At 31.0% G+C, this 24,480-nt stretch carries 23 protein-coding genes; 20 read left to right on the top strand and 3 right to left on the bottom strand.

Annotation, left to right across the window (positions count from 1 at the left end; genetic code table 11):
• Positions 1 to 453 precede the first annotated feature (453 nt).
• The 12 genes from L1276_RS22365 (at position 454) to L1276_RS22310 (ending at position 8,890) form a co-directional block, all read left to right on the top strand.
• Entirely contained in the window at positions 454 to 1,017 is a 564-nt protein-coding gene (locus tag L1276_RS22365; RefSeq protein WP_253791721.1) for a Crp/Fnr family transcriptional regulator, read from the top strand.
• A gap of 65 nt (positions 1,018 to 1,082) precedes the next feature.
• Positions 1,083 to 1,865, top strand: a complete 783-nt coding sequence (gene lpxA, locus L1276_RS22360; protein WP_253791720.1) for an acyl-ACP--UDP-N-acetylglucosamine O-acyltransferase — start codon at positions 1,083 to 1,085, stop codon at positions 1,863 to 1,865.
• Between the two features lie 169 nt (positions 1,866 to 2,034).
• Entirely contained in the window at positions 2,035 to 2,598 is a 564-nt protein-coding gene (locus L1276_RS22355) for a DUF4256 domain-containing protein (protein ID WP_253791719.1), read from the top strand.
• Between the two features lie 38 nt (positions 2,599 to 2,636).
• Entirely contained in the window at positions 2,637 to 3,053 is a 417-nt protein-coding gene (locus L1276_RS22350; protein WP_253791718.1) for a hypothetical protein, read from the top strand.
• A 41-nt stretch (positions 3,054 to 3,094) separates the two neighbouring features.
• Positions 3,095 to 3,598 carry an endonuclease V gene (locus tag L1276_RS22345; RefSeq protein ID WP_253791717.1) on the top strand — a complete coding sequence of 168 codons (504 nt, stop codon included), beginning with the start codon at positions 3,095 to 3,097 and terminating at the stop codon, positions 3,596 to 3,598.
• Positions 3,599 to 3,603: 5 nt separating this feature from the next.
• A complete protein-coding gene (locus tag L1276_RS22340) occupies positions 3,604 to 4,965 on the top strand; it encodes a hypothetical protein (RefSeq protein ID WP_253791716.1) in 1,362 nt (453 codons plus the stop codon).
• Positions 4,966 to 5,068: 103 nt separating this feature from the next.
• Positions 5,069 to 5,875 carry an SDR family oxidoreductase gene (locus L1276_RS22335; RefSeq protein WP_253791715.1) on the top strand — a complete coding sequence of 269 codons (807 nt, stop codon included), beginning with the start codon at positions 5,069 to 5,071 and terminating at the stop codon, positions 5,873 to 5,875.
• A gap of 10 nt (positions 5,876 to 5,885) precedes the next feature.
• The gene (locus L1276_RS22330; protein ID WP_253791714.1) at positions 5,886 to 6,191 is read left to right on the top strand and encodes a hypothetical protein; all 306 of its coding nucleotides are present in this window, start codon (positions 5,886 to 5,888) and stop codon (positions 6,189 to 6,191) included.
• A 1-nt stretch (position 6,192) separates the two neighbouring features.
• A complete protein-coding gene (locus L1276_RS22325; RefSeq protein WP_253791713.1) occupies positions 6,193 to 7,107 on the top strand; it encodes an AraC family transcriptional regulator in 915 nt (304 codons plus the stop codon).
• Between the two features lie 3 nt (positions 7,108 to 7,110).
• A complete protein-coding gene (locus L1276_RS22320) occupies positions 7,111 to 7,434 on the top strand; it encodes a MazG-like protein (protein WP_253791712.1) in 324 nt (107 codons plus the stop codon).
• Positions 7,435 to 7,503: 69 nt separating this feature from the next.
• A complete protein-coding gene (locus L1276_RS22315) occupies positions 7,504 to 8,073 on the top strand; it encodes a Crp/Fnr family transcriptional regulator (protein WP_253791711.1) in 570 nt (189 codons plus the stop codon).
• Positions 8,074 to 8,152: 79 nt separating this feature from the next.
• On the top strand, positions 8,153 to 8,890 hold the full coding sequence (locus tag L1276_RS22310) for an SDR family NAD(P)-dependent oxidoreductase (protein ID WP_253791710.1): 738 nt from the start codon (positions 8,153 to 8,155) through the stop codon (positions 8,888 to 8,890).
• Positions 8,891 to 8,990: 100 nt separating this feature from the next.
• On the opposite strand, the gene L1276_RS22305 is transcribed toward L1276_RS22310, so the two are convergent.
• From L1276_RS22305 to L1276_RS22295, 3 genes are read right to left on the bottom strand one after another with little or no spacing between them, the layout of a single operon-like run.
• Positions 8,991 to 11,414 carry an ABC transporter permease gene (locus tag L1276_RS22305; RefSeq protein WP_253791709.1) on the bottom strand — a complete coding sequence of 808 codons (2,424 nt, stop codon included), beginning with the start codon at positions 11,412 to 11,414 and terminating at the stop codon, positions 8,991 to 8,993.
• A gap of 42 nt (positions 11,415 to 11,456) precedes the next feature.
• Entirely contained in the window at positions 11,457 to 13,883 is a 2,427-nt protein-coding gene (locus L1276_RS22300) for an ABC transporter permease (RefSeq protein ID WP_253791708.1), read from the bottom strand.
• Positions 13,884 to 13,887: 4 nt separating this feature from the next.
• The gene (locus L1276_RS22295) at positions 13,888 to 14,598 is read right to left on the bottom strand and encodes an ABC transporter ATP-binding protein (RefSeq protein WP_253791707.1); all 711 of its coding nucleotides are present in this window, start codon (positions 14,596 to 14,598) and stop codon (positions 13,888 to 13,890) included.
• A gap of 279 nt (positions 14,599 to 14,877) precedes the next feature.
• On the opposite strand from L1276_RS22295, the gene L1276_RS22290 reads away from it, so the two are divergent.
• From L1276_RS22290 to L1276_RS22255, 8 genes are all read left to right on the top strand, one after another.
• A complete protein-coding gene (locus L1276_RS22290; RefSeq protein ID WP_253791706.1) occupies positions 14,878 to 16,227 on the top strand; it encodes a sigma-54 dependent transcriptional regulator in 1,350 nt (449 codons plus the stop codon).
• A gap of 1 nt (position 16,228) precedes the next feature.
• Positions 16,229 to 17,563: a PAS domain-containing sensor histidine kinase gene (locus L1276_RS22285; RefSeq protein ID WP_253791705.1), complete on the top strand. Its 1,335-nt coding sequence runs from the start codon at positions 16,229 to 16,231 to the stop codon at positions 17,561 to 17,563.
• Between the two features lie 69 nt (positions 17,564 to 17,632).
• A complete protein-coding gene (locus L1276_RS22280) occupies positions 17,633 to 18,178 on the top strand; it encodes a hypothetical protein (protein WP_253791704.1) in 546 nt (181 codons plus the stop codon).
• A gap of 108 nt (positions 18,179 to 18,286) precedes the next feature.
• Positions 18,287 to 18,715, top strand: a complete 429-nt coding sequence (locus L1276_RS22275) for a hypothetical protein (protein WP_253791703.1) — start codon at positions 18,287 to 18,289, stop codon at positions 18,713 to 18,715.
• The gene (locus tag L1276_RS22270) at positions 18,715 to 20,085 is read left to right on the top strand and encodes a hypothetical protein (protein ID WP_253791701.1); all 1,371 of its coding nucleotides are present in this window, start codon (positions 18,715 to 18,717) and stop codon (positions 20,083 to 20,085) included. Before L1276_RS22275 ends, L1276_RS22270 begins: the two co-directional genes overlap by 1 nt.
• Positions 20,082 to 21,644 (top strand): serine hydrolase, encoded by a 1,563-nt coding sequence (locus L1276_RS22265; protein WP_253791699.1) that lies wholly within the window; start codon positions 20,082 to 20,084, stop codon positions 21,642 to 21,644. Before L1276_RS22270 ends, L1276_RS22265 begins: the two co-directional genes overlap by 4 nt.
• A gap of 185 nt (positions 21,645 to 21,829) precedes the next feature.
• On the top strand, positions 21,830 to 22,969 hold the full coding sequence (locus L1276_RS22260; RefSeq protein ID WP_253791697.1) for an AraC family transcriptional regulator: 1,140 nt from the start codon (positions 21,830 to 21,832) through the stop codon (positions 22,967 to 22,969).
• Between the two features lie 153 nt (positions 22,970 to 23,122).
• The gene (locus tag L1276_RS22255) at positions 23,123 to 24,181 is read left to right on the top strand and encodes a serine hydrolase (protein WP_253791695.1); all 1,059 of its coding nucleotides are present in this window, start codon (positions 23,123 to 23,125) and stop codon (positions 24,179 to 24,181) included.
• The last annotated feature ends 299 nt before the right edge of the window (positions 24,182 to 24,480 follow it).

Genomic DNA, 24,480 nt, shown 5'->3' with positions numbered 1-24,480 from the left:
GTATGTCGTCGCCTTTCTTTTGAAGAATCCTCATCATGTATTTGATGGGGATTTTTTTGATTTTAATCATTTTTGGATTTAGATTCTTTCATTATCCTGAGTCACTGTAAACAAAACAACAGGATAGGTTTTAATTTTTGAATTTACTGACCTGTCGTTGTCAAAAAAAAAATCTCATCAAATTGTATTCGTTATTGATTTATAAGACAATATTTTTTAACACTAGGTTAAATCAACTTGCGATTTGGTTTTGATGACTATCGTTTTTGAGTTCTCTTAGGATAGATTACTTCTCGTCCTTTTTTACATTGTTTTTATCCTTGAATTTCTTTTGTTTTTTGAATTTAGGGTAAAATAATCATCTTTTAATATAATGTATCAAAGACCATTATTTAAAGTTACTTAAAAATCATTTTAATTATTGGTAAATTTGTTTTCATAATCATTTATAATATGAAACAACTTATTGATGCTATTAATGGTTTTCAGGTATTAGATAATGATACTGAAGATGCAATAAAGAAATATTTCGTTATTGAAAAATATAAAAAAGGGGATTTTATTATTCAGGAAGGTAAAATTTGTAGAAAGGTCTATTTTATAAAATCTGGAACTGTTCGTAGATTTTGCATCGAGAATGATCTTGAAATTACAAAATGGATTTATACGGATAATCAATTTATAACGTCATTAAGTAGTTTTTTCGAACAGAAACCTTCATTTGAAAATTTTCAGGCTTGTGAAGATACTGTACTTTATTCGTTGTCTTATTCAGATGAGCAAATTTTATTAGAATATCCTCTTTTTTCAATGTTTCATATTAAGCAGCTTCGTCTTTATCTTTCTAAGATTAATGAATTTCATCATTTGTTTAGGGTAATGAGTGCTCAGCAGAAATATCAATTTCTTCTGGATTCTTTTCCACAGATTATTCTTAAAGCTAAATTGAAATATATTGCTTCTTTATTGAATGTTAGTCAGGAAACCTTAAGCAGGATAAGGGCTTCGATTTCTTGATATTACATCAAGAAAAATCAACAATTATTTTTCAACTTTTGCATTCTAATTTAAAAGATCAAAAATTGGAAAATTATTGTATTGGAAAAAAAGCAATTCTCGGTGAGAATGTTCAGATTGGAAATTTTGCTACAATTGAAAATGATGTTGTAATTGGAGATAATACCTGGATTGGAAATAATGTAACTATTTTGAATGGAACGAGGATAGGGCAGAATTGTAAAATTCATTCTAATTCGGTTTTGGGCGGGATTCCTCAGGATTTGAAATATAACAATGAATATACAATCCTTGAAATTGGAAATAATAATATTATTCGGGAATTTGTTACTATAAATAAAGGAACTAAATCAAAACAAAAAACGTTGATTGGAAATAATAATCTGATTATGTCAAATGCTCATATTGGGCATGATGTTGTAATAGGAAACAATTCTATTATTGGTTTTAGTGTTGGAATTGCAGGCGAGGTTATAATAGGAGACTGGGTTAATATTAGTGGTTTATCAGCTGTTCATCAGTTTTCTTTAATTGGAGATCATGTTATGATCAGCGGGTTAAGCAGGGTTGTTAAAGATATACCTCCTTATGTAACTGCTGGACGAGAGCCATTAAGCTATGTCGGAGTCAATACAATCGGATTAAAAAGAAGAGGTTTTCAACTTGATAAAATTGATGAACTAAAAAACATTTATCGAATACTATTTCAGCAGAAAAAAAATACAGGTATGGCTGTAGAATTGATTGAGAGTGAATTTGATCAAACATTAGAGCGGGATAAAATTCTACAGTTTATACGTAATTCAAAGAGGGGAATAATAAAAGGTTTTGGATTAGAATCTCGTTAATTCATTATAAATTTTAAAAGGCTTTCAAATTCTGTCTTCAGTTTTGTAAGATTTGTTACATTTGAAGTAGAGAAGATTTAATTAAATATTTAATTTGATACCTCCTAATCGGTTTAGATATTAACTTAAAAGGGATGTGATGACTTGGGATAACATAAAATAAAGAAAGATGAGTAATAAAAATAAATTATCGCCAGAACAACAAGAATCATTATTAAGTGTATTAGAAGCACGTTTTGAAAATAATAAAAATCGTCATAATAATATCGAATGGGAAAAAGTTCAGTCAAAACTAAAAGCAAATCCTGAAAAACTCTGGTCTCTTGACGAAATGGAAAGAACTGAAGGCGAACCAGACGTTGTGGGTTATGATGACAAAACAAACGAATATATTTTTTATGATTGTGCTCCAGAAAGTCCAAAAGGACGCAGAAGTATTTGTTACGATCATGAAGCATTAGAGAAAAGAAAAGAAAATAAACCAAAAGACAGTGCTGTAAATATGGCTTCTGCAATTGGAATTCAAATTTTGAATGAAGAAGAATACCGCGAACTTCAAAAACTTGGAAAATTTGATACAAAAACTTCAAGCTGGATTTTAACGCCTGCAAGCATCAGAAAGCTTGGCGGCGCAATTTTTTCAGATTTTCGCTATGATACCGTTTTTGTGTATCATAATGGAGCAGATTCGTATTACGCCGCAAGAGGTTTTCGAGGTTCATTAAGAGTGTAAAATTCGGTTGCGGCTTAAATTATAATCTATTATTTTTAATGATTTACATTGATAGAGGTACAATTCCTTATTGTTATATTGAAGAGAAAAAATTTGAATGGGGCGAACCTTATGAAATAATTACACCAATTTTTAATTTGTGTATAAATCCTGATTTATCTGATATTGAATTTACGATTGAAGTTTTGGGACAGAATAACTTTAAGGATAATTTGGAAAAACTATTCAATATTTTAATAAACAGGGAAGAACACTATCGCATTGAAAGTTTAACAGCTTCAATAGAGAAACGGGATTATTTATTAAATCTTATAGAAGGATTTATAAATTCAAACACTTCGAATGCATCACCATGGACTTTTTATAGAGAGCCATTCACTGAAAAAGATTACTTAGAATCAATTGAAAAAGATTTAAACAGAAAATTATTATTTGATAGAAAAGAGTATTTATAAGATCAAGTGAATACTTATATATTTTAGAAACAGAAATAAACATGATATTAGCCTTCGATACTTATTATTTTGATAATAAAGCAAAAACAGTCTGTCTTGAATTTGAGAATTGGAATGAGAATAAAAATTTTAAAGTTCACACAGAAATAATTGATAATGTTTCAGAATATATTCCGGGAGAATTCTACAAAAGAGAACTTCCGTGTATTATCAGTTTGTTAAATCAGATTGATCTTGAAAATATTGAAGCTATAATTGTTGACGGATTTGTATATTTAGATGATGATAAAAAGTACGGTTTGGGCGGTTATTTATATGAAAAGATGCATAAACAAATTCCGATTATTGGTGTAGCCAAAACCAATTTTGCGAGTTTAGAAAAAGATAAAAAGGCTCTGCTGAGAGGCGATAGTGCTAAACCGTTATATGTAACTTCTATAGGAATGGACTTGAAAGAAGCTTTTCAAAAAGTAGAAAGTATGGCAGGTGAATTTAGAATGCCGACTTTATTAAAGGAGTTAGATCGTTTAACGAAAGAACTTTAATTATCATGGATACACAACTTTGGAATCAAATCGAAAAATTTGATCTCGACAACTTAAATGATGAATATGGATTTTCAACAAGATTAGCTTTCGAAAATAGTTGGAGTATCTATTTGACCAAAACAGCAATCTTAGAATATAAAAAGTTCATGTATCTGGCAGCAACCTCTAATGAGATGGTTTCGCCTTCAGAAATTGTGGATATTGTCTGGCATCAGCATTTAATTTTTACAAATTCATATTCTGATTTTTGCACTATTTTGTTAAAAAGAATCGAACATATTCCGTCAACACACAATAAAGCTGAACACGAGAAATTCAATAAAGCAAAAGAAGTTACTAAAAACTTATACGAATTAAATTTCGGGAAACAGCCCGAAGAAATTTGGACTATTGGAGATCCTATGGATTCACTCGAATTAGACAACGCTAATTATAATCTTGGAATAATAAAAATAATTTTCTCAGCATCATTTATACTTTTAAGTTATCCTATTTCCCTTCTTCTAAAACCAGTTTTGATTCAAGTTGGTAATCCGGATTTTGCATGGTATTACATATCCTTGTTTGCTTTGGTAACATTTTTATTAATGCAATTTGTTAAAAAATCTTGTAATTCACTAATTGAAAAAATGAAATCAAAATTAATCATCAGAAAACTTACGCCTTTTGAATTAGTTTTTTTTCAAAAAAGTAATTTAGATTTTGTAATTCACGGAGTTGTAAATAATTTAGTTGAAAATAACAAAATAGAAGTTGCAGGCAATAAATTAAGGTTAATTGAAGATACGTTAACAAATAATCAATATGAAAATTGTGTCATTGAGATTATGAAAGAGTATGATTTAATGCCATATACGCAATTACATCAGTTAATTATAAACAAACCAATATTTCAACAATTAAAAAAAGGAGTAGAAAAAATTAGAGAAACGATTTTAAATTCTAAGCAGTTTTTATTTATTATAAAAGTGGCATTGCTGGCTTTTGGACTTCTTTTAAGTATTGGTTTCAGCAGAATTATTACAGGAATTTCGAGAGGAAAAGCTGTAACTAATATTGTTATTATAACTATAATTTTAGCAGCGATCTCTTATCGTTACTATAAGAAAATACTAAACTATTTATTTTTTAATACAATTCATTCAACTTTCAAAAAAGAAAAAAGTAATACCGATCCCGAACAAGACTGGCAATGGAATTATTTTTTATACGGAGGTTTGGCAGTTTCTTTTATGCCTTTGGTCATGCCTGTAAATAATAACTATACATCATCAGGCAGTAGTTCAGGATGTGGAAGTTCTGGTGGAAGCTCTTGCGGGAGTTCTTGTGGAAGTTCATGCGGTGGATGCGGCGGAGGTGATTAATTTGTTTCTTAATCGTCATTTTGGCTAATGAATTGTCCAAAATGGCTAAAAGTACCTTCAAGCTTCGGCTGATCTTTGCATTATAATTTTAAAACAATTAAAAATGCAAAAGACAATTTTTATTACAGGAGCTTCAACAGGTTTAGGGAAATCAGCAGCAAAATTATTCCAAAGCAAAGGCTGGCACGTAATTGCCACAATGCGAAATCCAGAAAAAGAAACAGAATTAACTTCATTAGAAAACGTAATTGTATTACCGCTTGACGTTACAAATTCGGAACAAATTACAGAAACAATTAAAAGCATTACAGAAAATTATTCTGTAGATGTAGTATTAAACAATGCCGGTTACGGATTAATTGGCGCATTAGAATCTTTAAGTGAAATTCAAATCGAACGCCAGATTGTTACGAACCTATTTGGTGTTATTAGAGTTTCAAAAGCCTTTACACCTCATTTTCGTGAGAAAAAAAGCGGTACTTTTATAAATGTTACTTCCACTTTTGGATTAATCGGATTCCCGACTTGTTCGATTTACAGTGCAACAAAATTTGGTGTGGATGGTTTTTCCGAAAGTTTAGCTTCAGAATTAACCCAATTTGGAATTCAGGTTAAAGTTGTCGCGCCAGGAGGTATGAAAACCGATTTTGCAATTCGTTCTATGGAAGTCGGCCAGCACGAAGCGTATGAAAAATTAACCGCAGAAGTTAGTAAAGGCTACAGTGCAGAACAATTAGAGAATTATACAAATGCAAAAGATGTTGCTCAAATTATATACGAGGCAGCGACAGATAATAAAAACCAATTACGATATATTGCCGGAAATGATGCGAATGCTTTATACGATGAAAGATTGAAAAATGGTGCCGAAACCCAGGTTCACAACATAAAAGCAATGTTTACTTTTTAATTTAAAACCGATGGAAAATCAAGCAATAGAATTGACTACTTTTAAATTAAATGGTTTTACAACGCAGCAATTTATTGAAGCAAACAAAGAAATCGACGAATTTTTAAAATGTCAAAAAGGATTTCGTTCCAGAACCATTTTTGAATTAAAAAAAGGAATCGTTTACGATATGTTGGTTTGGGACAGTGCAGCAGAAGGCACAGATGCTATGCATAAATTAATGACAGAACTTAGTGATTCTGTTGTACACGACATGATTGACCAAAGTACAGTAAGCTGGAACATTGCACCAGTAGAACATTTTATAAATTTGTGAGATGAAAAACCAGCCTAAAATATTCAACAGTATTTCAGAATTGCATAAAGCTATGGGACAGCCAAAGTCTACGCATCCGCTTATTAGTATTTTGAATTATGGTGAAGCCATATTTGATCCGAAAGATTTTGAAAATGGAATTATTTTAGATTTTTATAAAATTTCTTTTAAAACTCATTTTTCGGGAAAGCTTCGCTACGGACATGGTTTTTATGATTTTGAAGAAGGCGGAATGTCGTTTGTTTCGCCGGGACAAATTTTAAAAATGCAGGAAGAAGAAGCTGATTACAGTGGAATGTCCTTAAATATTCATCCTGATTTTATTCGGCCTTATACTTTAAATGCCAATATTAAAAAGTACGGATTTTTTTCGTACACGGCATCTGAAGCTTTGTATTTATCAGAAATTGAAAAAGAAACTATTTTAGGCGTTTTTGCAAATATTCAAAAAGAGCTGAAAGAACGAATCGACAATTTCAGTCAGGACGTGCTTATTTCGCAGATAGAACTTTTACTAAATTACAGTAATCGTTTTTATAATAGACAGTTTCTAACCAGAAAAGCGGTTAATAATGATGTGCTTTCGAAACTAGAAAATTTACTCGAAGATTATTTTAATAACGAAAAAACGCTTGAAAATGGTTTGCCTACAGTTCAGTTTGTTGCTGATGAACTGGGTTTGTCTGCCAGGTATTTAAGCGATTTACTTCGGAATCTTACGGGACAAAATACCCAGCAGTTTATTCATGATAAATTGATAGAAAAAGCAAAAGATTATATAACGAAAGGAACTTTTTCAATATCTGAAATTGCTTATAAATTAGGTTTTGAGCATCCGCAGTCCTTCAATAAATTATTTAAAAAGAAAACGAACATTAGTCCAGTCGCATTTCAGGAACAATTCAATACAAATTAAATTATGGCATCAATAAATTTAGAACAGATTAAAGAACGTTCTTTAGAAATAAGAAAGCGTTATCACGAATTAGAATTATCGCATCATGGAAGCGAATGGACAATTGAAGAAGATGCATTGGCATTTTTAACAGATGCTGGTTTAGTCGCACGCAACATAATGTCGCAGCAAGGAAGATGGCCAAAAGGAAATACAGAGCAAGAACTCAAACATAAATTAGGAGAATCGATTTGGTGGCTTACCGTTTTGGCAGAAAGAATGAATATCGATATTGAAAAAGCGACGGAAGAATTCTTAACCAGCACTGAAAATTTACTGGAAAAATAACTTTTATATTTTAAATTGTTTTTGTCAAATGACAAATTCTGGACTAATAACTTTGATTAAATTGCCTCTATGAAAGAATTTATAGAATACATATTGCAATTTGGAAATTTAAACCAACAGCAAATCGACTTAGTTTTAAGCAATGCGGGCAAAATAGAATTAAAGAAAGATGAATATTTTTCTGAAGCGGGAAAAGTGTCACAGCAAGTGGGTTTTGTTTTAGACGGTATTGTTAGAGTTTGTTATTACAATAACAAAGGCGAAGAAATTACCAAATATTTTATTGACGAACATAATTTGGTAGTTGATCTTGAAAGTTTTGAAAATGAAATTCCTTCAACAGCTTATGTGCAGGCCATTACAGATACTACAATTATGGTTTTTTCAAAGAAAAACTGGAAAGAACTTTCTAATACCATTGTTGGATGGGATGCAATTGTACACAAAGTCGTTTCAAGAGCATTGATGCAAAAAGTAGAAAGAAGAAGCCCGCAGATTTCCGAAGATGCTACAACTCGTTATTTAAAATTTTTAGAAATATATCCAAATGTTGTTAATCGCGTGCCGCTTTCTTTTGTTGCTTCTTATTTAGGAATTACGCAATCATCATTAAGCAGAATCAGAAAAAACATCAGCTAAAATTGCTTTTTGCCAAATGACAAATGATTTCATTTTTAAACGAACCAACTTTGCTTTATTAATTTAAAACAATATAAAAATGAAATCAGTATTAATAACAGGAGCAAATAGAAGCATAGGATTAGAACTAACAAAACAACTTTCTAAAAAAGGATTTTTTGTGTATTTAGGAACCCGAAATCTTGAAAAAGGAAATACAGTTGCAAAACAATTAAATGAAGATGGATTTGAAAACATTAAAGCCATACAAATTGATGTTACCAATCCCGATTCAATTTTAGAAGCAAAAAAAATTGTAGAAAATGAGCAGGGAAAATTAGATATTCTGATTAACAATGCCGGAATAAGCGGTGAGTTTCCTCAAAATGCTTCAGACACAAATATAAAAGATATTCAAAATGTGTTTGATACTAACTTTTTTGGCGTAATAAGTGTTACTCAGGCTTTTTTAGAATTGCTTAAAAAAGCAGAAAACCCAAGAATCAGCAACATAACTTCAGGACTTGGATCTTTGACTTTACATAGTGACCCGACTTGGAAATATTACAACTTCAAATCTGCAAGTTATGGAACTTCAAAAGCAGCTTTAAACGCATATACAATTGTATTAGCTTATGAATTAAAGGATCTTCCATTCAAAGTAAATGTAATTGATCCGGGTTACACTGCTACAGATTTTAATCATCATAATGGACCGGGAACTGTAGAAAGTGCGGCTTCATTTATTATAAAAAATACATTGACAGATGAAAACGGACCGACTGGACAGTTTTTCAGCAATGATATTGAAGATGAAACGGGAGTAAGTCCTTGGTGAAAATATCAAATTGATAATATTGAAAAGACTCCAATAAAAACATTGGAGTCTTTTTCGGTTTAAGTGAATTAATACCTTCTATAAATTTATAAAGAACTTTTTATTCATATTTCAAGTATTTCAAAATATCAGTTTTAGCCGCAATATAAGCTCGTGATAATACAATTGACAGAGTCAGAATTAATAAAATGGCAAACCCAAGAATAAACGGAAACAAACTTATCTCAATCCTGAATGCAAAATTCTCAAGCCATTTTTTTAGAAAATAGTATACTGGAAAAAGCGCAATTAAAAAACCAATTATACAATATAAAATATATTGTTTCGATAACTCTCTTAATAAAGTATTCGTTTCAGCGCCAAGCGTTTTTCTAATCGCAATTTCTTTCATTCGTCTTTGTATAGAATAGGATGCCAGCGCAAACAAACCAAATAGCGCAATTAGAATTACTACAATGTTGAGGAGCGAAAATAAATTCTTTTGTTTGGTGTAGTTTTCATAGGTTCTTGCATATTGTTTGTCTACAAAATCATATTGAAAAGGATATTCTTTGTCAACATTTGCTGTCCAGAATTTCTCAATATCTGAAAGGGTATTTCCAATTTTTTGCGATTTTAATTTTACATAAACAACATTCATATTTTCTGCCATATGCAAGGTTTCTATATGATAAAATGTCATTGGAGGAACTTTGACTTCGGGACTCAATAAATTGAAATCTTTTACGATACCAACAATCCTTAACTTTTGATTTCTAATTAGAATTTCCTCTCCAATTGGAGTTTTCATGTTCATCAACTTCGCAGCTGTTTCATTGATCATGACAGAATTTATAGTGTCAGAAGCCAATCTTCTATCTAGTCCTCTGCCTTTCGCTATTTTGATTTTCATCATTTCAAGCATTCCAAAATCGATCCCAATATGTTTTGCTTTAAAAAGTACATCGTGATATAAAAGAGGTGCCAGCGAATTGTCTGTACCATCAAAAGATATAAGTCCGGTTGAAACGTTTTCAACTCCTTCAATTTTGTTTAACTCTTGCTTTATTGTATTGTATTTATTGAAAATATTTTTGTCGATGTTTTCTCCTTCATGATCAGACGGCAGAAGATTTAAGGTAATCGCAATAAGCTGATCTCCTTTAAAACCAAGGTCTTTATTATTTAAATATTTTACTTGCTCATATACAATGTTGGAACCAATAATAAAAAATGCTGCAATAGCAAATTGAAAATTCAACATTCCGTTGCGCAGCCAAACACCGTTTTTACTTCTTGAAAAATCACCTTTTAACACCTTTAAAGTTTCAAAATTAGAAACATACAATGCTGGAAATATTCCTGCTGCCAAAATTGTAACAACAAAAATTAGAATGAGTTGTAAATAGAATTGGGTTCCAATAATCATTAAATTTTTATTTAAAAAATTATTGTAATAAGGCAAAGTCAATTCTACAATTACTAAAGCCAGCAAGATTGAAAATAAACTGATTAAGGTTGTTTCAAATATAAATTGAAAAATAATATGGCTTTTTGATGCACCAACAATTTTGCGAACACCTACTTCTTTAGCGCGTTTTATTGCATTGGCCGTGGCTAAATTTATATAATTGACTATAGATAAAATGAGAATCAAAATAGAGAGTCCCATCATGATCAACAAAAACTGATAACTGCCTCGGCCTTCAGGATAACCATCTGTGATAGAATGTAATCTGGCTTTAGAAAGAGGTTCCATGAAAACTGTAAAATGTCCCACTTTTTTTGCCATTTCATCAGGAGTAAAACCAGCTTGTCTGGCTTCTTTTACAATAACTTCATCATAATATGTCTTTTCTAGCATTTTGCGTGTTAGCTCCACTTTTGATGGATCTTTTACTTTTAAAAGTATTTTTAAGGCAAACAGATTTCGACTTTTAGAAGGATCAACAAGATCTTTCATTCGATTTACAATAACATTAGGAGCAATCGAAGATTTACCGGGAATACGATATACGGCACGAACTACAAACAAATTGTCAAGGCAGTTAATTTGTTTGCCAATTGGATTTTCATTACCAAAAACACGTTTTGCCAGATCTTCAGATATAGCGATACTTGTCCCGTCCTTTAGCGCACTAGAGCCATTTCCTTGTATAATTTTAAAAGGAAACAGAGAAAAGAAATCACTTTCGACATTGATAATTTTATCAACGAATTCTTTCTTGCCGTTATAAATAATTTTACTTTTTTGATACCAGCTATCTGCAAAAACTATGTTTTCGACATTAGAATCTTTTTCTAAATAGGCTTTAAATCGTACGGGATGATCGCTGCCAACAGGCATGTCAGTTAGCTGTACCAAAACCTGATAAACATTGTCTTTTTCCAGATTCCATTTATTATAACTCTGTTCGTCGTTCCAGTAAAGTAAGGCAAATATTAATCCTGCAATCCCTATTGATAAACCTAAAATATTTAATAATGAGAATAGTTTATTATGCTTTAACTGGTAAATAAATATATTGATATAATTTAGTATCATAGTTTGTGTTTGGAGTTAGTAGAAAAAACAAAAGCGATATTATTATTCATATTTCAGATATTTTAAAACATCAACTTTTGTTGCCTGATAAGCTCTGGAAAGCACAACTAATAGGGTTAATGAAAGCAAAGCCATAAAACCAATTAAAAAAGGATATATAGATATGGTTATTCTGTAGGCAAAATTTTCCAGCCATATATTAAGTAAATAATAGACAGGGAATAAAGCAATTAAAAAACCAATTATACTAAAACCAACATATTGTTTGCAGAGTTCCTTTAATAAAACATTTGTTTCTGCTCCCAGTGTTTTTCGAATTGCGATTTCTTTCATGCGTCTTTCAATAGAATATGAAGCTAAAGCAAACAATCCGAAAAGCGCAATTACAATAACCACAATATTCAATAAAGAGAAAATATTTTTTTGTTTTACATATCTGCTGTATGATCTTTTGTATTCTTTGTCAACAAAATCATATAAAAAAGGATAATCGGGATCTACTTTTGTTGTCCACAAATCTTCTATACCAGCTACCGTTTGCTGCATGGTTTTAGGATCTGCAGTAATGTAAATATTATTCAAAGTTGATGTGGACCAAGGCATGGCTTTAAAATGGAAAAAAGACATTGGAGGAATTGGCTCACCGGGATTACCTAAATTAAAATCTTTGACAACTCCCACAATGATAACTTCTTTACCGTCCATGTAGTCTACCTTTTTTCCTATCGGATCTTTTTCGTTCAATAATTTTAAAGCCGTTTCATTAATTAACATCGATGAAATTGTATCCTGTGCAAATTTGGGGCTAAAATAACGGCCTTTTACCATTTTTATTTTCATCATTTCCAATAGTCCAAAATCAATAGGAGTATTATTTCCATCAACACTTATATCTTTATATTGATAAGTTGTCACTGATTTAGCGCCGTTTCCAAAAACAAAACCACCACCTGCAACTTGCTGGACTCCTTTTACATGCAGCAATTGGTTTTTAATAATGCTGTATCGATCCAAACGGTCTTTATCTGTAATTCCTTCACCATAGATATTTCGATATGAAATATTTAAAATCTGTTTACCGCTAAACCCAAGGTCTTTAGAATTCATAAGATCTATTTGCTTGTACACAATATAAGACCCAACAATAAAGAAAGAGGCTACAGCAAATTGAAAAATCAGCATACCGTTTCTAAGCCAGACACCGCTTTTGCTTCTTCCAAAATTTCCCTTCAATACTTTTAGCGATTCAAAATTAGAAACATAAACTGCCGGAAATATCCCTGCCAATACTAAGGTTACAATAAATATAACAACAAGCTGTAAATAAAACTGACCGCTTTGCAGTACAAGTGTTTTTTCTAAAAAAGCATTATAATAAGGAAGAGAAAGCTCTACAATAACAAGCGATATTAAAATAGAAAGCAGCGAAATTATTGCTGTTTCAAAAATAAACTGCTGAATTATAGCTGATTTTGAAGCGCCGATAATTTTGCGAACCCCAACTTCTTTGGCTCTTTTTACAGCATTTGCCGTTGCAGAATTGACATAATTTACAATTGATAAGATTAGGATTAAAACTGATAATCCAACCATAATAAGTAAAAATTGATAATTCCCTTTTTCTTCAATCAGACTGCCGGTTTTTGAATGCAGACGAAGTGATGATAATGGCTCTAAACCAGGTTTTACTTCACCAAATTTTCGAATAAATTCTTTTGGCGAAATGCCTTTTAGTTTTGCATAGCGAGCGGTCATATTTTCAAAATATATATTCTGAAGGTTATCGGTCACTTGTTTCTGATTGTTTGGGTTTTTAAGTTTTAATAAAAGAACAAATTGAAAATTTCCCCAGGCTTGAATGTTTCCATTTACTCGTTCATCCATAAAGTTAACCACGCAGGACGGGTTATAAACTGATTTTTTGTCTAGTTTATAAACACCCCTTACAATTAGGTTTTTATGTTGCAAAATTACCTGCTTTCCCAAAGGGCTTTCATTTCCAAAAATCTGAACAGCCAGATCTTGTGATAAACAAATACTGTTTACATCTGGTAATGCCTTTTTTGGACTGCCTTGAATAAATTCATAAGGAAAAAAATCAAAAAAATTCTTTTGAGCTGAAACAATTTTGTCTGACTGAATTTTTTTATTATTAAAACGAATGATATCATTTTCGTATTCGCCGCTTAAATAACAGTATGATTCGACATCAGGACTTATTTGTTTTATCGCAGATCCAACTGGTGCCGAACTTGAGGCCCAGTATGTAGTCGCATCCATTTGGTTAGCGACTAAAAATATATTTTCTTTATTAGGATTCCATTGGTCATAACTATGTTCGTCGTTCCAATACAAAATCGCAAAAATTAAACCCGCAATTCCAATACTCAAACCCAAAACATTCAAAGCCGTAAAGAATTTGTTGTTTTTGATATGGTAGATAAATATGTTAATCCAGTTTTTGAGCATGATTCTAATTTTTAGCAGTTACTAAGACGTCTACATTTTTGTGGTTTAATTTTTCCGAAAGAATAATTCCATCTCTCATTAAAATAGTTCTCTGCGAAAATGAAGCATCATAATCAGAATGTGTAACCATTAAAATTGTGGCACCGCCAGCATGAAGATCTGTTAATAATTCCATTACCTCATTACCGTTTTTACTGTCCAGATTTCCTGTAGGTTCATCAGCAAGAATAATTTTCGGGTCATTGATTAAGGCTCTTGCAACGGCCACACGCTGTTGTTGTCCTCCCGAAAGCTGTTGCGGAAAATGTTTCAGGCGATGTGAGATACCTAATATATTGGCAATATTTTCTACTTTTTTCTTTCTATCTGATGCCGGAATATTATTGTAAAGCAGCGGTAATTCGATATTATCATAAACCGATAATTCATCGATTAAATTAAAATTCTGAAAAATGAATCCAATATTTTCTTTTCGGGCTTTTGATTTTGCTTTTTCTTTAATGCCAATCATTTCCTGATTTAGTAATTGATAACTTCCGCCTGAAGCACTGTCCAATAATCCAATGATATTTAATAAAGTCGATTTACCGCTTCCGGATGGTCCCATTATCGAGACAAAATCACCTTCTTTTATCGTTAATGAAATTTCGCTTAAAGCCTTTGTTTCTACTTCTTCGGTCCTAAAAATTTTTGAAAGATTCTTAATGGTAATCATAATTGATTTTTTTTAAATTTGATTGATGTTCGTTTTTTGATCTTCAGAAGTAAAAGAAATACGGCCGAAAATTAAGATAATTAATAATGCGGCTGATAGATATTTATTTTGTTATTTTTACCTCTGAAAGACTTTAATAATTAATTGATTTACAAGTAGAAATGTGATTTTCATGCCAGAAAATTAAAATTTGTAACTGCTTAATTTTTAAAATTTTATTTTTTACAAAAAAATCACAATGTCCATAATTGGACACTTTTTGTCCAAAACTGAACAATAATGAAAAAGACAAACGCTTCAATTTTAATCATAGATGATCAGGAAGATATTCTTTTTGCGTCGAAAGTGTACTTAAAAAAATATTTTGAAGAGATTTACACACTCAATAATCCAAAAAATATTGTCGAATTATTATCTGAAAAAAGAATTGATGTCGTTTTGCTCGACATGAATTACCGAATAGGTTTTGAAGATGGAAGAGAAGGGTTGTATTTATTAAAAGAAATAAAAACGCTTTCGCCAAAAACGGTTGTGATTTTAATGACGGCTTTTGGAAAAGTGGAAACGGCAGTTGAAGGATTAAAATCTGGTGCTTTTGATTATATTTTGAAACCCTGGGAAAACAAAAAACTATTAGAATCTGTAAAGCAGGCGGTAGATAAATCTCGTAAAGAACAAAAAAAGAGCAAAGAGATTGAAATTGAAAACGACTTTTTTATTGGAACTTCTGAAATTATAAAAAAAGCCTATTCTCTTGCCGATAAAGTGGCCAAAACCGATGCCAATGTTTTGATTCTGGGTGAAAACGGAACAGGAAAGTTTGTTTTGGCACATCATATTTACAGTCAATCCGAAAGAAAAAATAATCCGTTTATTGCCGTTGATTTAGGTTCTCTGAATTCGAATATTTTTGAAAGTGAATTGTTTGGGTATGCAAAAGGTGCTTTTACAGATGCTAAAATAGATACGCCGGGACGTTTTGAAATGGCGCAGAACGGAACTATTTTTTTAGATGAAATAGGAAATGTTCCGCTGCATTTACAATCCAAATTATTACAGGTTATTCAAACCAAAACCGTAACGAGACTAGGCGAAACAAAAGCCAGACCTTTAAATGTGCGAATTATTACGGCAACCAATTTGAATTTGAAACTGGAAGCGGCCGATAAAAATTTCAGGGAAGATTTGTATTATAGAATTAATACAATGGAAATTGTACTGCCTCCGTTGAGAGAAAGAAACGAAGATAAAATACCGCTTGCTGAATATCTTCTGGAAAAAATGAGAGATAAATACGGAAGAGGCGAAATTACTTTTGAGAAAAAAGTATTGGAACAAATTGAAAAACACGCCTGGAACGGAAACATCCGTGAAATGGAAAATAAAATTGAACGCGCTGTTATTCTGTGCGAAAACAATAAAATCACCGTTTCAGATCTGGATTTAGAAATCATCACTCCTTATGATGAAAATCCGGATGACATTCAGCTTTCTTCTGTAGAAAAAGCCACGATCGAAAAAGCGCTTTTAAAACATGGAAGCAATATCAGCAAAACAGCCGAAGAACTGGGTTTGTCAAGAGGTTCTTTGTACAGACGTTTAGAGAAATATAATATCAACATTAATTAGTATGTTTAAATCGCTGCAAACTTATAAACTGCTTTTTTTTCGATTGCTTGCCATTATTGCAGCGATTGAATTTTCGATTTATTTCTTTAAAATCAATTTGCTTTTTACAGGCATATTTGGTTTTTTTATTGTTTTTCTGCTCATTCGCGAAATGTATTTTTATGTTCGGAATTTTGTTTTGCTTTATGATAAAACTATTGCATCAATACTTCAAAATGATTTTACATCCGATTTTACGAAGCACAAAAGCAATAAAAGCTATGATGATTTGTTTCTATTGTATGATACTTTGAAGAACAGACAAAATGAACAAATTTCAAAAGATATTATTTACCGTTCTATTTTAAATAATATCGAAACCGGAATTATCATTTTAGAAAAACAGGATAATAATTGGGGTATATTTTTGATGAACGATTATTTTTCGTCTCATTTTAATGTTCCGAAAGTTTCAAAATGGAAATATCTTAAAAATCAACTGCCATCTCTTTGCGAAATTATTGAAGCTGACGATTTTCATGAAATAAAAACGTCTGTAGAAATCAGTATCAATGAACAAAATAATCAGACTTTTGTTTTACAGGCTTCAAGAACCGAGATTTTCGAGCGTGATTATTATATCGTTTTATTAGATTCTATCCAGAATGTTGTCGATAAAAAAGAGAAAGATGCGTGGGTAAATTTGATGAAAGTGATTTCGCATGAACTTTTAAATTCTATAACGCCCATTCGTTCTATTTGCCAAAACCTACAGGATTTGGTAGAACAGGATTCGCTTTCGGCAGAAGATTTAGAAGATATTAAAAACAGTGTCGAAACCATGTTAAGGCGAAGTGACCATTTGCAGAAATTTGTTGAAGGTTATAGAAAACTGGCAATGCTTCCTTCTCCTAAAAAAGAAAAAATAGAGTTGAAAAATTTGATTGATAATTGTCTGCAAATCATGAATCCGTTATTTAAGAAAGACGGAATTGAAGTGGTGAATTCGGTTTCTTTAAAACGTTTGATAAATGTCGATACCCAGCAAACAGAACAAGTCATCATTAACCTTTTAACGAATTCAATAAACGCCTTAAAGAATAGCAGCGAGAAGCAGATTTTAATTTCGGCGGAAGCCAAAGAAAACAGAACCTACATTAAAATAATTGATAATGGAAATGGCATTGAAAAAGAAATTGAAAACAAAATTTTCCTGCCCTTTTTTACCACCCGAAATGAAGGTGCGGGAATTGGCCTAACCTTGTCTAAAAATATTATTGAAGCGCACGGAGGTTATATTTCGTTTAAAAACGAGAATGAGAAAACGGTTTTTGAGATTTGTTTGGTGGAAGGATAAGTTTTGTGTTTTTTAGTTTGAGATAATGTGATTGGTAAAAGCATAATTTGAAAATATTGAAATAAATTTATGGAAATTGACAGAGACTTGGTTCAGGAAATGATAAATGATTTTGTTGGTACTGATTATGTTATTCATGAATTCATAGACAGTTCGAAGTATCTATTTATAACGTATAAGCATAAAGAATTTTATGAAGATGACGAAAGGGGACGATTAATAGGACCTGGGCCAATAGTTTATAATAAAGAAACTAAAGAATATAAAACCAGTGGAAGTGGTGATTTTGTTTGCGGAGAATATTTTGGATGTCTTAATGAGGATCAGGAACAGACTGTAGAAAATTTATCAGTTGAAGAAATTAAGAATAATATACTCCGAAGAAAATTTGTGAATGATGATGATATTTGGAATTTAGAGCATATTTTAAAAAAAGTAAAAGGAGACTTTAATTCCCATCTTACAAAAAATAGAAATTACAATCTTTCTTTACATAGCATTTATTGTTCTGAAAACACTGATTCGATATTATATTTTGAAAATTTTTGGATAGAACTTGATCTAAAATATGAAGTCATAAACCCAAATGAAATAGTATTGTGGAAAAAAAGGTAAGCTTTTTGGTTGAAGGATAAGTTTTTTGAGTGTTGGACTTTAGTAAGGATATTTCTTATATATTAGCAAAATAAATACCAGAAACCAAAAACAAACAACCACCATTTCATGAAAGAAAAAATCCTGAATTCTAAATTAATTCTGTTAATTCCGGCTTACTGGGCCTGTCTATTTGATGAAATTATTACGATTATAAATCAATCTGATGAATATTGGAAAGGAGATTTAAGCAAAGCAGATGAAGGAAACCCAATAGGCGCTTTTATGATGGCGAATCACACTTCGGGATTATTTATAATTTGTGCACTTTGGTTAGTATTAATTGGAGTTATAGGTTATAATTTATCAAATCGAAAACTGAAAATTTTTGCTCTTTTTGTCTTAATTGCTCATTCTTTTGGAGCATCAACCTGGTTAAGTTTTCATTATAATTTTTGGTTTGCGATTGCTTTTATTTTTATTAATGCGGTCCTTTTTGTTGAAATTGAAAACATATATGAAACAAGGAAATTAAAAACTATAAGCATATTAAAGTAATGAGAAATAGATTTTTACTCCTGTTTTTATTTTTGCCAGTTTTTTCATTTGCACAAAAAGCAACCTTCAAAATTAAATATTCTGAACAATTAGCGGTTTTTGTTTTTTTACAAAATCTTTCTGAAAATTATCCTGAAAATGTTTTCAAAACGGAGTTTCAGAAATCAAAATATAATAATGATAAATACAAAAATGTAATTTCAAAATTCGAAAAACTGGGAATTTACTATAGTTATAGATTTGAAGAGTTTCCTTATGGCTCAAAAAAAACGATGCAGACGGAAGATATTCTTAAAAAGAACCTGATTGAAACGGGAGATTTAGTAAACTTCAAAATACGTTCTGTTGGGATTATTCCAAATAAAACACTAATTGATTTGGCCGAAAGTATTTCAGAATTTACGCCAATTTACAACGAACTGATTTATAATCCGAACAAAGAGAAGTTTGAAAAACAATTAGAAGATATTGCCAAATATTCAAACGAGCATCAAATAGAGAATTATTTCAATACGGGTTTAGTATTTTACAACTCCAGCTGGGATAATGCAATTCCTTTTGAAATCGCTTTTTATCCGCTGCCCAATTCTAAAGGTTTTACTGCACAAGCGTTTTGCAATAATTTTATCAGCGCAATACAAACGGATCTAAAATCCTATAAAGACCTATTCAGCGTAATGCTTCACGAAACCTATCATATTATTTATGATGAACAATCGCTTGAAGTAAAAACACAAATTGATACTTATTTTAAAGAAAATAAATCGAAATGCAGTAATTATGCTTATCAATTGATGAATGAAGTTTTAGCAACCGCATTAGGCAATGGCTATGTGTATGGACAATTAGACGGAAAAATGGATACTCACGATTGGTACAATAAAAAGTATATAAATCTTATGGCCAAGCAGATTTATCCATTGGTTAAAGAATATATTGATGAGAAGAAACCTATAGATAAAAATTTTATTGATAATTATATCCAGGCTTATGAAGTAAATTTTCCAAATTGGATTAATGAACTGGATAATATAATGACGTACAGATATGTGCTGTCTGAAAACGAAAAAGATTTTGATGTCATTGATAAAATGTTTCGTTATCGTTCCAGAACACAATACGAAGATCAAATAACAGAAACGAGTATCGAAAAAATGCAGGAAACACCGTTGACAAAGGTGATAATAATTTATAAAGACAATGCTCAAAAGTTAAAACTGACTAAAAGTAAATTTAAGGAATTAAAAAAATGGCAGTTTAAAGCAGACAAGGAGTTTGCATCAAAAATCCTTCTCGATGACAAAAGCCAATTGATTGTGATAAATCAAAAAAAATCTACACTTGAATCTCTTATTAAAACCATAAAATGAAAAAAGTAAATAGTTTTTTAGTATTAGTAATTTGCATTTGTTTTTCATCTGTACCAGTTTTTGCTCAATTAACATCTTCACAAATTGATGTATTGATGGAATCTGCCTTGACAAAATTTAATGTCGCAGGCGCGTCGATTGCTGTTGTTAAAGATGGAAAAATAATTCACTTAAAAGGATATGGGGAAGCATCTGTAGAAACAAAAAAAGCGGTAAATGAAAATACTAATTTTCAAATTGCCTCAAACAGTAAAGCATTTACAACAACCGCACTTTCTATTTTAGAAGATGAAGGAAAATTAAAGTGGACCGATAAAGTAAGAGATTATCTGCCGGAATTTAAAATGTATAATGATTATGTAACTGAAAATTTTAACATACAGGATTTATTAACTCATCGCAGCGGACTTGGACTAGGAGTTGGTGATTTGATGTTTTTTCCTGATGGTTCTAATTTTACCATAAAAGATGTCTTAACCAGTTTTCAGTACTTTAAACCCGTTTCGGCTTTTCGAACGAAATTTGATTATGATAATTTGCTTTATGTCGTAGCAGGAGAAGTAATTGCAAGGGTGAGTGGTATGAGTTATGAAGAGTTTGTACAAAAAAGAATCATCGCCCCTTTGCAAATGAATAATACGTTTGTAGGAAGCAGTTTAATAAAGGATAAATCTAATTTTGCAGTACCCCATTCATCTGAATCGGGAACTATAAAAACAATTGATGGTTTTGGAGATCAAATAAATGCTGCGGCGGGAGGGATATTTTCTAATGCTGCAGATATGGCGAAATGGATGACGGTTCGTTTAAATAAAGGTCAGTATGGAGAAGATTCGAAAGCAAGACTTTTTTCTTTAAAAAATCATAATGAAATGTGGCGAATACACACGGTTCAGGAATCAGATCAAAATCCACGATACAATTTTCATTTTAACGGCTATGGTTTAGGCTGGCAGGTATCTGATGAAAAAGGAAATCTAAAAGTATCACATACGGGAGGACTGCCGGGAATGCTTTCCATTGTAACGATGTATCCGGATCTCAATTTAGGAATTGTCATTTTAACCAATACTGAAAATGGCGGAGCGGGACTTTTTTCAGCAGTTTCCAATACCATTTCAGACAGTTATTTAGGTTTAGACGATTTTGGATGGACAGATAAATTGGTCGAATGGATGAAGGAAGATAGGAATACCGGTGATGATGTAACCAAAAAAGTTTGGGAAAAGGTAAAACTGGCAAAAAACGTAAAAATAAAGAAGGAAGACTTTATTGGTGTGTATGCAGACAAATGGTTTGGCGAAATTGAAGTATTTGAAAAGAATAAACAATTATGGTTTAAATCGTACCGTTCGCCAAAATTAAACGGCCCAATGGCTTTTTACAATGCCAATACATTTGCTGTAAAATGGGAATACCAAGGAATGAACTGCGATGCATTTGCCATGTTTTCGCTGGATGAAAACGGCAAAGCCCAATCTATTAAAATGAAAGGAATCTCTCCAAATATTGATTTTAGTTTTGATTTTCATGATTTAGATTTAACAAGAGTTAGATAAATTTAAATTATTCTATAAACAGATAGCATAAAAAAGGCACGAATGTTTCTGAGTTCGTGCCTTTTTTTGCTTTAAAGATCTGTGTAATTTCAATTTCTAAAAGTTAAAAAATTAGAGTAAAATATTTCTTATATTCGCCTGAATAAAGCCAAATTTAATTAACTAAACCAAAAACAAAATAATGAATGGATAAGATTAACTTATTGCTTATTGTCACTATAATCTCCTTATTCATTTCGTTATTTCTTGCATTTTTTCTGCTTACAGTTAAAACAAAGCATAAAATAAGCAATGTTCTTTTTGCTCTTTTTTTGTTTATAACAGCAATAGATTCCAGCAGTCCTTTGTTTGAGTTAATGACTGACGGCCCATCCAATTTGGGAATGTTTAGAATTACAATAGCATTTTTACAAATTCCGGTTTTTTATCTCTACGTATTATCTGTTTGTTATTCTGATTTTAAATTGAGACCCAGACATGTTATACATCTGCTTCCGTTTTTATTTGCAAATTTCATTCTGCTGCCTCGATTTTATCTTGTAAATACCGCTTCTAAAATTGAGTTTATCTTAAATAGACAAAATATGATGGAACTCCAATTCACTCATATTCTTTTTCATATTCAGATAGTTGTCTATTTTATAGCCATTTTTATGTTATTAAGAAAAGCAAAAAAGCTTTATCTTGAAAATAATGCAGGCATACATATTAATTCTTATAACTGGCTGTTTCAGTTTACGGTTGTACTTACAATTCTATATCTGATCGTTATTTTAAAAAACATTTTCAAATTTTCAGATCAGCCGTATATTTCTGAATCGATTAAAATTGGAATTCTCGTATTACAGCTGTTTCTTACCAGCTGGTATTTATTTAAAGCATTAAACAATCCTGGTTTATTTAGAAATATTGATTCAAAATTAAAACTGGTTTCGGATATTGTTTTAGAAGAAAAAAATAGAGAACAATCAACCTTAAATGATAATGAATTCAATGAAAAACTGCTGAAACTAAAAAAGTATATGATTGAAGAAAAGCCGTTTCTTAACCCAGCTTTAACGATTCAGGATGTTTCTGCAGCAATTCAAATTCCGGTTAGGGACTTATCACTTTTAATTAATCATAAATTAGAACAGCATTTTTATGATTTTGTAAATACCTATCGTATAGAAAATGCCATGGATATTTTAAAAGATGCTGCAAAAAGTAAAGTAACTATTTTAGAAATTCTATATCAGGTAGGTTTTAATTCAAAATCTTCTTTTAATACTGCTTTTAAAAAACACACAGGCGATACGCCCACTTCTTATCGCAAAAACTTGTAAAACAACATTTTGTAATTACTCGTACTTCTGTAGTGAAAGATTCATACTCATTTTTTTCAGCAAATGCGTACGAGTACTTTCATTCGGTCGCACATAATTAGTTTCTTTCTCAAGTTTGTATCGAAATAATTTTTAACCCAAAAACTCGATACAATGAAAACTTCATTACAATTTTTAGCCGCACTATTATTAATAAGTACTATTTCTTTTGGACAAGACATCACAAAAAAAATAGATTCAATAGTAAAGAATGCTTATCAAAAAAATCCAAACGCAGGTATTAGTATCGGCTTTATTAAAAACAACGAAGAATACTATACAGCTTATGGTAATTTGAAAGAAGGCAGTTCAATAAAAATAAATAAAAATTCCATATTTGAAATTGCTTCTATCACTAAAATTTTGACTTCAAACTTAATTGCACAAGCAGTAATTGAAAATAAAATAAAAACAGATGATTTTATAGATAAGTACCTTCCTGCAGCATACGTACTGCATAAAAACCTTAGAAATAAAATAAAAATTTCAGATCTGGCATCACATCAATCCGGTTTGCCTGATATAGATTTTGGCAAATTAATAGAACAAAATCCGCAGCAGCCAATAAGCGGTCTAACTGAAAAAACTTTTGCCGCTATCGTTAATAATTGCAGTGAGTTAGCAGATTATGGTAAATACCGTTACTCTACAATTGGATATACTTTACTGGGACAAATATTAGAAAAAGTCTACAACAAAAGCTATGATGAAATTATTACCCAAAAAATAATAGAGCCTTTACAGCTTACCAATACATTAACCAAAGATTTTAATGTAAAGAACATTACAACCGGCCACAATCCTAATGGAGGTCTTCAGGAAATTTTTAACTGGAATATTACAGCATCTGCCGGATTAGTTAAATCCAGTGCTTCGGATATGGTTATGTATTTAAAAACGCTATTGAATAAAGAAACAGCAATCGCACAGGCAGCTTTAATTACAGAAAGAATTTTCTATAAAGATGAAAAAAGAGAAATGGGATTAGGAACAAACATTATGACAGATGAGGTAAATACTATTTACTTGAAATCAGGAGATTCTATGGGACAATCTTCGATGATATGTTATGATAGAACTAAAAATTGGGGAATCATCATACTTTTAAATCAAAGAAATTCAAAAGAAAGACAAGATCTATTGAATGAGATTTATGGAACAATTTTAAAATAACCTTTTATATAAAAACCCGATATCATGAAAAATACTATTTAGGAACGTATGACGATTTTCTGTATCAGCAGGGAGTAGAAACCAAAATAGTAGAAAAAAATAATCGCCTCTATGTTGAATCTCAATTATTAGGTTTTTTTAAAGGGAAAAATGAGAATGAATTACTTTATCTAAAAAACGGATTATTCAAAATTGTAGATTATCCTAATTTGCTGAAATTCGATTTCGGTAATGGAAAAGTAAATTCTGTAATCTTAATGAGGGATAATATGAATTTTGAAATTGAAAAGACAGAAAAA

The organism is Flavobacterium sp. HSC-32F16 (genome assembly GCF_024171645.1).
Taxonomy (GTDB): Bacteria; Bacteroidota; Bacteroidia; order Flavobacteriales; family Flavobacteriaceae; genus Flavobacterium.
Note: the sequence above shows the minus strand (reverse complement) of the source record. Positions and strands in the feature narration are given on the sequence as shown.